Annotated in this window: 10 protein-coding genes and 1 riboswitch; all 10 genes read right to left on the bottom strand. The window is 70.3% G+C overall.

What is annotated here, in order from left to right; all coding sequences use genetic code 11:
• Positions 1 to 1442, bottom strand: a 1442-nt coding sequence (locus ACFWFI_RS34555) for a SulP family inorganic anion transporter (protein WP_387398160.1), incomplete at its 3' end; no start/stop codon positions are given.
• A 1249-nt stretch (positions 1443 to 2691) separates the two neighbouring features.
• The gene (locus ACFWFI_RS34550; protein ID WP_387398158.1) at positions 2692 to 3558 is read right to left on the bottom strand and encodes an energy-coupling factor ABC transporter ATP-binding protein; all 867 of its coding nucleotides are present in this window, start codon (positions 3556 to 3558) and stop codon (positions 2692 to 2694) included.
• A complete protein-coding gene (gene cbiQ / locus ACFWFI_RS34545) occupies positions 3555 to 4304 on the bottom strand; it encodes a cobalt ECF transporter T component CbiQ (protein ID WP_387398155.1) in 750 nt (249 codons plus the stop codon). Before cbiQ ends, ACFWFI_RS34550 begins: the two co-directional genes overlap by 4 nt.
• A gap of 6 nt (positions 4305 to 4310) precedes the next feature.
• Positions 4311 to 4673: an energy-coupling factor ABC transporter substrate-binding protein gene (locus ACFWFI_RS34540; RefSeq protein WP_387398153.1), complete on the bottom strand. Its 363-nt coding sequence runs from the start codon at positions 4671 to 4673 to the stop codon at positions 4311 to 4313.
• Positions 4670 to 5380, bottom strand: coding sequence for an energy-coupling factor ABC transporter permease (locus ACFWFI_RS34535; RefSeq protein ID WP_387398151.1), 711 nt, complete (start codon positions 5378 to 5380; stop codon positions 4670 to 4672). Before ACFWFI_RS34535 ends, ACFWFI_RS34540 begins: the two co-directional genes overlap by 4 nt.
• 29 nt (positions 5381 to 5409) lie before the next feature.
• A riboswitch (cobalamin riboswitch) is annotated at positions 5410 to 5593 on the bottom strand.
• Between the two features lie 107 nt (positions 5594 to 5700).
• Positions 5701 to 6591 carry a universal stress protein gene (locus tag ACFWFI_RS34530; RefSeq protein WP_387398149.1) on the bottom strand — a complete coding sequence of 297 codons (891 nt, stop codon included), beginning with the start codon at positions 6589 to 6591 and terminating at the stop codon, positions 5701 to 5703.
• A gap of 49 nt (positions 6592 to 6640) precedes the next feature.
• Positions 6641 to 7570, bottom strand: coding sequence for a universal stress protein (locus tag ACFWFI_RS34525; RefSeq protein ID WP_387398148.1), 930 nt, complete (start codon positions 7568 to 7570; stop codon positions 6641 to 6643).
• 305 nt (positions 7571 to 7875) lie between these two features.
• Positions 7876 to 9198, bottom strand: a complete 1323-nt coding sequence (locus ACFWFI_RS34520) for a PP2C family protein-serine/threonine phosphatase (protein WP_387398146.1) — start codon at positions 9196 to 9198, stop codon at positions 7876 to 7878.
• 251 nt (positions 9199 to 9449) lie between these two features.
• On the bottom strand, positions 9450 to 10430 hold the full coding sequence (locus ACFWFI_RS34515) for an NADPH:quinone reductase (protein WP_387398144.1): 981 nt from the start codon (positions 10428 to 10430) through the stop codon (positions 9450 to 9452).
• Between the two features lie 19 nt (positions 10431 to 10449).
• Positions 10450 to 10980: a PadR family transcriptional regulator gene (locus ACFWFI_RS34510; RefSeq protein ID WP_387398142.1), complete on the bottom strand. Its 531-nt coding sequence runs from the start codon at positions 10978 to 10980 to the stop codon at positions 10450 to 10452.
• Positions 10981 to 11208: the final 228 nt, after the last annotated feature.

Here is an 11208-nt window from a genome sequence, read left to right as displayed (position 1 = left end):
GGCTCGGTACCGGACGAGCTGTGCCGTTGCGCCCAGTTCTCCAGGGCCGTGCGGCAGGCGTGGTCCAGATGGTGCAGGCCGGAGAGGTCCAGTGCGATGGGCCGGTCCTTGGGCAGGGCTTCCAGGCTGTCGAGTATCTTCGGCAGCCGCAGGAAGGTCGCGTTGCCCGACAGCCGCGCCCGGACGCCGTCGGCACTGCTGTCGACGACCTCCAGCTTGATGTGGGAGGCGTCCCAGGCGGCCTTGGCCACCGACAGGGCCAGGCCGGTCAGAACACCCTCGAACATGTTCACCGTCACGATCGCCAGGGCCGTGACGACCAGGATCAGAGCCTCGCCGCGGTGCTCACGCCACAGCGCCACGAGCGACCGCAGCGGGATCAGCTTCCATCCGGCGTGGATGAGGATGCCGGCGAGGGCGGGCAGGGGGATGAGAGCCAGCGCGGACGGAAGCAGCGCCGCGAACAGGAGCAGCCAGACACCGTGCAGCACCCGGGAGGCCCGGGTCCGCGCGCCCGCCTGTACGTTGGCCGAGCTGCGCACGATGACCGCGGTCATCGGCAGCGCGCCGAGGAGGCCGCACACGGTGTTGCCCGTCCCCTGGGCCATCAGCTCCTTGTCGTACTGGGTACGCGGTCCGTCGTGCAGCCGGTCCACCGCGGCGGCGCTGAACAGACTTTCAGCGGATGCGATCAGGGTGAAGGCCGCCACGGTTCCGAGCAGGCCCAGGCTCGCGAGCCCGCCGAACTCGGAGAGGGCCGGGGTCTGGACGGCGTCGAGCAGTCCCTGAACCTGGACCGTCTCGACCGGCAGGCCGAACACCAGCGTGGCGAGGGTGGCCAGCACGACCGCGGCCAGTGCGCCCGGGACGGCCCGTACCCGCTTCGGCATCCTGCTCCACCCCACCACCAGAGCGATGGTTCCGGCGCCGAGCGCGAGCGAGGCGAGAGCGGCCGTACTGGACACGGCGTCGGCCACCAGCCCCGGGATGCCGGCCATCTTGCCCGTACCGGAGAGCGGTGCCTCGACGCCGGCGGCCGCGTAGAGCTGCCCCGCGATGAGGACGAGGCCGATGCCCGCGAGCATTCCCTCGACGACCGAGACGGAGATGGCCCGGAACCAGCGGCCCAGCCGCAGTGCGCCCATGGCCAGTTGAAGCAGCCCCGCCGTCAGCACGATCACGCCGAGCGCGGGCAGTCCGAAGGACTGGACGGCCTCGAAGACGAGCACGGTGAGACCGGCGGCCGGCCCCGACACCTGGAGACTGCTGCCGCGCATGAAGCCGGTGACGAGGCCGCCCACGATGCCGGTGATCAGACCCAGCTCGGCAGGGACCCCCGAGGCGACGGCGACGCCCACGCACAGGGGCAGAGCGACGAGGAAGACGACGAGTGACGCGGCGAAGTCCTGCCGCAGGTGAGGGAACTTGGTGACGCGGTCCATGGCGGCCCTCATCCCGTGCGGAAGGGGGCCGAGCGCACGTCGCCGGGCGGGGGTGCCCAGACGGCGCTGTCGCTGATGTGCGGTGCTTCTACCGCGTGGTCCGCGTGGTGATCGACGTGGGATTGCATGCCAGTGGTTCCTCCTGGCGCGCCCGAGTGCGGCGCGTCGGTATGCGTACGAGAACTGGGGCTTGGAGGGCAGGTCGGCATGACCCCCCGTCGATGAGTCCCGCAGGAGTGCGGGCAGGGGGGCAGCACGCCCAATGCCTCGGGTCAGCTCAGCAGCGGAACACCTGGAGCACGGGGGAGGAGTGTGCGGTCGAGGATCTGGAGGTGTGGTGCGCGTTGCCCATCGCAGCGACGGCCGCGGGGCCGAGCATGCCGCCGACGTCGCTCGTCACCGCGGAACGTGGCGGTGCCTCAGGAGCGGGAACGGTCGCGGAGCGATGCCGGTCGCGATGGCGAAGAAGGCCGTTCGGGTCACCCCCGCGATCGGGTGTGCCGCACGTGCCGTAGGCGACGTGCGCCTCTCCGGCGGTCGCATTCGGAAGGCTGTCCGCCCGAATTCCCGGGGCGGACGCGTGTGCATCCGTCGACGGCGTGCCGGAGTGCGGGGCCAATAGGAAGCCCATCAGGAACGCGAGCACGAACCGGACTGCCGCCACGCGCACGCTTCACCTCCTCATGGACTTCACTCTTCCTTAGGGACGCTAACAGGCCGGAGGGATTATGGAGTTAACCCTTTGTGAAGAGTCCGAAAGTCGATGCCCAACGAGCTGAATCATTCGCCGAACCTCTGTGGCCTGGGGATGTGCCTCACGTTCGGTTCTCACTATTTGAGATCATCCGCGACTGCGTGGCTCATGCATATGCCGTTCGGGAGTCGCGCGTCATATTCGCACAGTGGTTCGCCTGTGCGTGTGTGTTAACCCGCGGGAAAGACGGCTGACGTTTAGTTGATAGGTCGTCGGATCAGTACACGCTTCGTGAGCTCGGCGCCGTGCTCACGCGCGGACTTTGTCGCCTGAGGTGGACACGGCGACTTTCGCGGAGTCGTACGGACGGCCCCCGTCCGCAGCGGCCCCGCCGGCGTACGGAGTCGCTCGTCCTCATATATCCGTCCGTCACCCGGACCCTCGGAATCGCCCCGCCGGCACCCTCGCCCGCTCGGCCCCGGGGCCGGGATGCCGTCGATCGCGCTCCGGGCACCCCGGCGAGGCCGGGGCCGGCCGGCCCCGGCCTCAGGGGCGTCAGCCGTCGGTCGATGCCCGTCCGGCGCACGCCTGCGGGGCGAAGCCCGCCGCGAGCTGCTCGGGGGTACGCGGGCCGGGTTCCGCTTCGCCCAACAGGCCATGTGTGCGCAACAGCTGAGTGGTCGCGATGCCCCACGGCAGCCGAAGCCCCGCCTCCCGCAGGAGATCGGTACGGGCCAGCATCGCGGGCGCGGGCCCGGCGCGGACACCGGCCGGGGTGAGGAGTGCGGCGTCGTCGGCCCAGCGCAGGGCGAGATCGACGTCGTGGGTCGCCATCATGACGGTGGTGCCGCCGTCCCGGAGAACGCCGAGTGTGTCCAGCAGTCGTTCCTGGCCGTCCGGATCGAGCCCGGCGGTCGGCTCGTCGAGGATCAGCACACGGGGCCGCATCGCGACCGCGCCCGCGATGGCGGTCCGTTTGCGCTGTCCGTAGGAGAGGAGATGGGTGGGCCGGTCCGCCAGCGCGGTGATGTCGAGGGCGGTGAGCGCCTCGTCCACCCGGGCGCGTACCTCGGCGTCGGGCAGGCCGAGATTCAGTGGTCCGAACGACACGTCCTGGGAGACGGACGCGGCGAACAGCTGGTCGTCCGGGTCCTGCACCACCAGTTGGACGCTGGTACGCAGCCTGGTGAGCCCCTTTCGGTCGTACGTGACGGGACGGCCCTCGACCGTCAACTGGCCGTCCCGTGGGCGCAGTCCGCCGCTGAGGAGCCGCATCAGCGTGGTTTTCCCACTGCCGTTCCGGCCGAGGAGGGCGAGCGCACGCCCTTCGTGAGCCTCGAAGTCGAGGCCACTGAGCACTGCAGGGCCTTCCTCGTACGCGAAGGACGCGCCCCGCAGGGCGAGCAGCACGGATTCGCTCATGACAGCGGCCTTTCCAGGACGAAGGTCAGGGCGGTGAGGGCCGCGAGCAGCGCGACGCTCACGGCCACGAACCGGACGGAGACACGAGCCTCGGGTACCAGGACGCGCAGGGTTCCGTCGTACCCGCGCCCGGCCAGTCCCGCCTGGAGCCGTGCCGCGCGGTCGAAGGCTCTGATGAACGCGGTGGCCCCGAGGCCCGCCAGGGACCGCCAGGTGGCGGCCCGGGTCGTGTGCCCGAGCCGGGCCGCCTGGGCCTCCCGGATCCGGCGCATCGAGTCGAGGAGCAGGAAGCTCATGCGATAGGTCACCAGGGCCACGTCGACGACCGGCGCGGGCACCCCCGCCTTGACCAGACGGGGCAACAGGTCGGACATCGGGGTGGTGAAGGCGAACAGCAGCACCCCGAGTGACGCGGCCGAGGTGCGCAGCAGCAGCTCACCGGCGCGGACCGGCCCCCCGTCGGCCAGGGTGACGAGCCCTTCCGGCCCGCCGACCTGTACGAGGAGTGTGGCGGCCCCGGTGACGCAGAAACCCAGGGGCACCCGGTACGCCCGCCACAGATGGCGGGCGGTAACCCCCGCCGGCCCCAGCAGTACGGCCAGGGCGGCGACGAGGATCAGGGCCGCGCCGGGCCAGGGGGGCAGGGAGATGGCCAGCACCGTGAGTCCCAGGCCGAGCACGGCTTTGTCCACGGGATGGCGGCGGCGCCAGCGACTGCTGTGCGCCGCCGCGTCGATCGGCAGCACGTGCGCTCAGGTCCTTCGGGCCGTGGTCTCACCGGCGCCGCTTTCGGCCCCGCCGCCGCCCGCGGTCGCGCGCAGCTCGCCCTGACGACGCCCGCGCCGCAGGCCGAAGTAGTAGGCGAGGACACCCGCGCCGAGCGCGGCCTGAAGGGCGAACAGCGCCGACTCGATCTCACCGGACGGCGGTTCGTACAGCGGAGAGAACCAGGGCTCGTAATCGGGATCGATCTCGGTGATCGCCGTCTCGGCCTGGGCGTCGGCACCCGTGAACGGCTCCTTCTCGCCGTCGCCGAGGCCGAGGGCCAGGGGCAGGACGGCCAGCGCGGCCACGACGAGCAGGAGCAGGGCGTTGATCTTCGTGTTCTTGTTCATCGGGCCACCGCCTCGGTCTCGGCCGTCCTGGTCCGGGCCTGCTTGCCGGCGAGGAACACGCCGAGCCGGGTCAGATCCCCCTTGCTGGACTGCACCAGGAGTCGCATCACCAGCACGGTCAGGAGCCCCTCGCTCACCGCGAGCGGGATCTGGGTGACCGCGAAGATGGAGCCGAACTTGCCGAGCGCGCCCAGGAAACCGCTGCTCGGGTCCGGGAAGGCGAGTGCCAGCTGCACGCTGGTGACGCAGTAGGTGGACAGGTCGGCGACGAACGCGCCGAAGAACACCGCCACCATCAGCGGCACGTCGAACCGGCGCAGCAGCCTGTAGATCGCGTACCCCGCCCAGGGCCCGACGATCGCCATCGAGAAGACGTTGGCGCCGAGCGTGGTCAGGCCGCCGTGGGCGAGCAACAGGGCCTGGAACAGCAGGGTGATGGTGCCCAGCACCGCCATGATCGGCGGGCGGAACAGGATGGCGCCCAGACCCGTACCCGTGGGATGCGAGCAACTTCCCGTCACGGAGGGGATCTTCAATGCGGAAAGAACGAACGTGAAGGCCCCGGAAGCCCCCAGAAGCAGCGTGCTCTCAGGGTTCTCCCTGACTTCACGCGTGAGTGACCGGACTCCGTGGACGACGAACGGCGCGGACGCGACACCCCAGGCGATCGCGTGCGCCGGAGGCAGAAAACCCTCGGCTATGTGCATGACTGAGCAGACCCTCTCCAGCACCTCGTGGATGGTTGAAGTGCCTTGGCCGGTCTCCTGGCTTACGGGTACCACCGCCCGAACTCCGCCTTCCCGGGTCACAAGGACCCAGTGGCTGCCCGTGAGGGCCGGAGCCGGACTTCCCGATCACAGTGGCGAGGGCCGCACCGGCATCACACCGATTTCCCGTTCACCAAGGCGTGGCGACAGTAGTGGCAGGTGGGGGGCGTTGACAAGCAGGCCCCACGCGCCCGTACCCGTGGAGTGTCACGTCGACGACCCGTCCGGCCGTCACGCAGGTGTGCCCGGTACGGTGGGAGTCAGCCCCGGTGGGAGAGCGGGACGAGGAGCACCGGGCAGTGCGAGTGGTGCAGGACCGCGTGCGTCACGTGTCCCAGAGGAGCGCCGACGGGGGAGGACCGCCTGCGCGAACCGATGACCACCGCGTCGGCGTCGGAGGTGGCCGCCACCAGCACGGCGGCGGCCGATGCCGCTCGAACGATGTCGTGGGACACCGGAAGACCGGGATGGTCGGCCCGCAGTTCGGCGACGACACGTGTGGTTTCCGCCGCCTCCGCCGTCGCGAGATCGGCAGGATCGCCGAACATCGTCGCCATGCTGCCGACGTTCTCGAGGAAGATCCAGGCACTGAACACGCGCAGCGCCGCACCGCGACGCAGTGCCAGGTCGGCGGCGAGGCGTACCGCTTCCCGGTCCCGCTCGTCCCGTGCGGCGACCAGGACGACCTCCGTCGGCCGACTGTGCTCCTGCCGCGGCACCACGACGACCGGCACATGTGCCCGGGCAGCTGTCCGCAGAGCGTCGGAGCCCACCAGCAGGGCCAGGAACCCTCCGTGCCCACGGGTCCCCACGACGACCGTGCCGTCCTTGCCGGCCTCGCCGAGAAGGCAGGACGCTGTCTCGTACGGGCATGCCGTGGTTGAGACCGTGAGACCGGGAGCGGTCTCTCTCGCGATCTCCGCCGCCTCGGCCAGCACCTCGGCGGCAAGGCCCTTCGCCCGCTGCACCCCGCTGCCGGACAGATGAGCATGCCCTGATTCGGTCCTGGTGGCATGGACGATGCTCAAAGGCCGGCCCCTGGAATCCGCCTCGGAAGCCGCCCAGCGGACAGCCCGGGCCGCGTCCTTGGTGCCGTCGGTTCCGACGACCACGGGTCCGTCCAGAGTCAGAATCCGTGGATCGCTCTGCATGGTCCCTCCTCGGTCCGGGCGAGCGCGCGCTCGCCCCGCGGAGCCGATATCAGCCTTCGTCCTCCCTGAGCCCTTCCTCGACGACTCCCCTCTCCTCACGCCGGTAGGGCACGATCTGGACCGGGCAGTGGGAGTGGTGCAGCAGCGTGTGCACGACGTGGCCCAGCCCCAGGACGGAGGCACTGCGCCGCTCATGGCTCCCCATCACCAGGAGATCTGCGTGCCGGCTCGCCTCGACGAGGGCGGACGCTGTGGACCGGGCCGTGACCACCTCGGTCTGCACGGTGAGGCCGGGGCTGCTTTCGCGGACCCGGGAGGCCAGGTCGACCAGCAGCTGCTCGCCAGGAGCCCCAGGTCGCTCGGCGTCATCGCGCGGGGCCTGACGCTCGCCGAACCTGGCCAGCAGGTTCCGGACGCTCACCAACCGAAGAGGGCTGTTGCGGGCCTCGGCTTCGCGTCCGGCGCGGACCAGCCATTGCGCGTCGTGCTCGTCCCGTACGGCAGCCGTGACGGGCGTGCCGTCCTCGCGTTCGAGCTCACCACGGACGACGACGACGGGCGCGGGACTGCCGATGACGACCCCCAGACCGACCGATCCGAGCAGGAGGGGACCGAACCCACCGCTCCCTCTGCTGCCGACGACGATCGTGCCGCCAGGCCGGACCGAAGCGTGGAGGGCCGGAACCGGCTTCCTGCGGCTCAACTTGACAGTGACGTCGAGATCGGGGAATCGCTGCCGGATCTGTTCCGCCGACTTCGTCAGCAAGGCGTTGCCGGTGTCCCGTACGTGCTCGGACGTCTCGAACGAAGCGAACCGGTCCAGGCGGTCCAGGTCCGCGGCGTGCACGAGCGACAGGCCTCGGTGAAGCCGCGCCGCCTCGGCCGCACCCCAGAGCGCGGCGGCCCAGGCATGCTCCGAGCCGTCCAGACCTACGACCGTCCTCGGATCCTGCGTGACGTCGGACGGGCGAGTACGCATCGCTGCTCCTCACGCTGTTCGGTTGTCCGCCTCTCCAATGCTGTCACTGCTGGACGTGATGCGGCCAGCGCAGGTACGGCGCACCAGGGCGTTTCCGCTCTTCCATGCACCGCCCCCTGGGCATCGCGCCGGAACATCGTGATGAGGCCGGGGAAGCCTCCGATGCGAGTACCCGAGGCGGCGATACAGGAAGAACGACTGGTCAGCATGCTGCCTTCCAGTTCAAGCCCAAGGTCTCACGCTCGGGTATGTGCACAGTTCAGAGGCATGGTGAGGCTGCCCGGGCCGGCCGGCCGACTCACTCGTCACGTTCTGTTCGGCGGACTGACGGGAAGCTTCCCGGCCCCACCGGTGCCGGCGGCGTCAGCGGGTTGCTGGGCCCATGCGGAGGCGATCGCCTCCGCGTCGGAGGTGGGGGGCAAACCTGTCAGCGCCTGCAACTGGGTGGGTTGGTAGGGGGTCGGGCCGTGCCACTCCAGGAGCATCACCGTGGCGTCGTCGTTCAGGCGGTCGTAGTGGTGGGCCAGGTGGTGCCCGATCAGCCGCCGGAGGGTTTCCGGTACGGGAAGGCCGTCTGTGTGGTGGCGGATGAGGAAGTCGGTCAGGCCGGTGAGACCGAATTCCCGCCCTTCTCGGTTGCGCGCTTCGGTGATGCCGTCGGTGTAGAGCAGCAAACGGTCCCCAGGTTCCAGCTGGTCGTGGCGTACGGTGCCTGGCACGCCCAGCCCGGTTCCCATGGGGGGCGCGGGCGGGCAGAACAGGTGCACGACGGTACGGTTGCCGCGGATGACAACCGGGGGGTGGTGGCCGTAGTTCGTCCAGGTCAGCACGCCGGTGGCCAGATGAAGGTCGGCCAGGATGCTTGTGGCGTAGCGGCTGCCCGCGAATTGCCCGGTCAGGGTGTCCGCGACGCCTTCGGCTGTCTGAAGGAGGTCAGCCCCTTGGCGGCGATGATTGCGGGCGGCGCCCAACGCGAGGTTGGCGGTCAATCCGGCGGCGGTGTCGTGGCCCATGGCGTCGAAGACGGAAAGATGCACGGTCTCCCCGGCCAGCGCATAGTCGAAGGCATCGCCACTGATTTGGTAGGCCGGTTCCATGACCGCGCTGATCAGGACTCGGTCGGTGGCGAAAGTGCGCGGCGGCATCAGCTGCCATTCCATCTCGGCCGCTACGTTCATCTTCCGACGGCGGACCAACCGGGAGTACGAGTCGCTCGTCCCACGCTTGCTCTCCAGGAGGAGGGCGATCAGTCCGGCGAGCCTGTTCAGATCCTCGTCCGCCTCGATCCGTGCGCCCGGCACGCCGACCCGGAGCACACCCAGACGCTCGGCGCCGTCCAGCAGCGGGACCCACCATTGCCCCCTCGCGGAAGCCGAGGTGGGAAAGACCTGTCCCAGTTGGAAGGCCCGCCCGGCCACGGTCCCTTCGACGGACAGATCAACCGGAACGTCGGCGCCGGGGCGGCCGACGTCAAGATTGCCGACAAGCAGGTGCAGCCGCTCCTGCTGCAGATCGGCCAGATAGATCAGCACCCGGGGCCAGCCCGCCCGGGCAGCGTGCGACGCCACCGTGCCGGGCAACTGCTCCAAAGTCATCAGATGACTCGCTGCGATCAGCTCTCCCAGCACCCGTGCCCGTTCCGCTCCCGCGCTGTTCATCGACGAACACCTTTCTCGACGGCCGAGAGAACCGCGCTACCGCCGGTCGTGACCGCGCAGAATTGTTCGCGGCAGTAGCGCGAACGGGCACCTGTTCCAGAGTCGCACTACTGATGAAGTAGCACCCGCACAATGGTGTCGTGTCGACGCCGCGTAGACGGAGAAGCCGGGCCGCTCCCCATGTCGGCATCACACCGACCGGACGGCACGATCAGATGGCGTCAGTCAGGGACGGAGACCAGCACCCGGCCACGCACGCCCGCATCGACACGGTCATGGGCCTCGACGATGTCCTGGAGCGGGTAGCGGTCGGCGATGTCGACGCGGAGGGCGCCGACGGCGGCTGCGGCGGTGAGGTCGCGGGCGGCCTGGCGCTTGGCCTCGGGCGGGAAGTCGTCGCTGCCGAGCAGGCGCAGGGTGATGTTGTTGAACAGCATTGGCCAGAAGGGGAGTTCTGTGCGGTCGTCGTGGGTTCCGTAGGCGGCGATGACGGCATCGGGTGCGGTGACCGCGTTGTCGAGGTCGGCGTTGGCCGACAGGGACACTTCGATGACGCGGTGCACGCCGTCCGGAGCGTGCGCGCGGATCGCTGCCGCCGGGTCCTCCGTGTCCAGAGCTACGGCGTGGGGGACGAGGGCCGGGTCGACGCTGTTCAGGTCACCGGCGCGGCGCACGGTGCCGATGACGGTGGCTCCGCCCCAGCCGGCGAGTTGGGCGGCGAGTGAGCCCACGCCGCCGAGGACACCGTGTACGAGGACGAGCCGGCCGTCGACGGGGCCGTCCGCGAACACGGCGCGGTGGGCGGTGATGCCGGGGATGCCGAGGCTCGCCCCGAGTTCGTCGCCGAGGTGGTCGGGAAGTGGCACGGCTTGCAGGTCCGGTACGACCGTGTGCCGGGCGGCGGTACCGAAGGGCCGGTAGGACTGGGCGCCGTACACCCATACCCGCCGGCCCACCCGGTGTGCGTCGACACCGCTTCCTACGGCGTCGATGACTCCGGCGGCGTCACTGTGCGGGATCACCCGGGGATACGGCATGGACGAGCCGAGCCAGCCGCGTCGCTTCTTGGTGTCGCCAGGATTGACGCCGGACACGGTCACGCGCACGCGGACCTCGCCGGGGCCGGGCTCGGGGTCCGGCAGTTCCCCGACGTGCAGGGTGTCGGCGGCCGGACCCTGCCGTTCGTACCAGGACGCGAGCATGGACGTACCTCCGTGTCTTTCAGGGACGGTCGGGCGCTTCCGCGCCAAGGACTTCGCGGAGCCAGGCGCGCTCGGCCCGGCTGGTGGCGCGGGCGGTGAGGAGCAGGCCGCGCCGGTACGGATCGGTGATCTGCTCGGCGGTCATCGGGCGGTCGCCGTCGTAGAAGAAGCCGGCGGGCTCCTCCAGGAACGCGAGGCGGCGGCGCAGGACCGCGTTCCGCTCGGTGGCGTCGGGCAGCTGCGAGAGGAAGGCCAGGATCGTGGAGAACCGGGTGAAGTCGGTGATCTCGTGTTCGGCCGGCTCACGCAGCCGCTTCAGCATGTCGGCGCGACCGGCCGCAGTCAGGCTGAGCACGTAGCGGGCGGCGCCCGCTCGCGGGTCGGCCCGGCGCTCCAGCAGACCGAGCTTGGCGAGCCGGTTCATGGCCGGGTAGAGGCTGCCGTCACTGACCGGGCGGGTGAAGCCGGTGAGCTGGGAGACCCGTCGACGCAGTTCGTGGCCCGGCAGGGGACCTTCGGCGAGGAAGCCCAGTATGGCGAGTTCCAGCATGCTGCCATCCTCCCACATCCAACATCGAATCGATACGTACATCGATTCGATGTCATGGTCGGCGACGGCCCGCCTCGCCTCCGAGGCCCGCACCCCTCCCCACCCGCAGGCCCGGGCGACGCGCTGTGGCTGTCGACCGTCGCCTCCGCGGCCGTCATAGCTCGTACCCGGCGTCATGGTGCCCGCGGTGGCCATGCTGGCCCTGCCGGTGCCGTCTCCGGCAGGCGC

The organism is Streptomyces sp. NPDC060209 (assembly GCF_042728155.1).
In the GTDB taxonomy this organism is placed as follows: Bacteria; Actinomycetota; Actinomycetes; order Streptomycetales; family Streptomycetaceae; genus Streptomyces.
Note: the sequence above shows the minus strand (reverse complement) of the source record. Positions and strands in the feature narration are given on the sequence as shown.

Coding starts and splice junctions, on each gene's coding strand:
- ACFWFI_RS34550 (WP_387398158.1), bottom strand. CDS start 3,558: ATGAGCGAATCCGTGCTGCTCGCCCTGCGGGGCGCGTCCTTCGCGTAC.
- ACFWFI_RS34540 (WP_387398153.1), bottom strand. CDS start 4,673: ATGAACAAGAACACGAAGATCAACGCCCTGCTCCTGCTCGTCGTGGCC.
- ACFWFI_RS34535 (WP_387398151.1), bottom strand. CDS start 5,380: ATGCACATAGCCGAGGGTTTTCTGCCTCCGGCGCACGCGATCGCCTGG.
- ACFWFI_RS34530 (WP_387398149.1), bottom strand. CDS start 6,591: ATGCAGAGCGATCCACGGATTCTGACTCTGGACGGACCCGTGGTCGTC.
- ACFWFI_RS34525 (WP_387398148.1), bottom strand. CDS start 7,570: ATGCGTACTCGCCCGTCCGACGTCACGCAGGATCCGAGGACGGTCGTA.
- ACFWFI_RS34515 (WP_387398144.1), bottom strand. CDS start 10,430: ATGCTCGCGTCCTGGTACGAACGGCAGGGTCCGGCCGCCGACACCCTG.
- ACFWFI_RS34510 (WP_387398142.1), bottom strand. CDS start 10,980: ATGCTGGAACTCGCCATACTGGGCTTCCTCGCCGAAGGTCCCCTGCCG.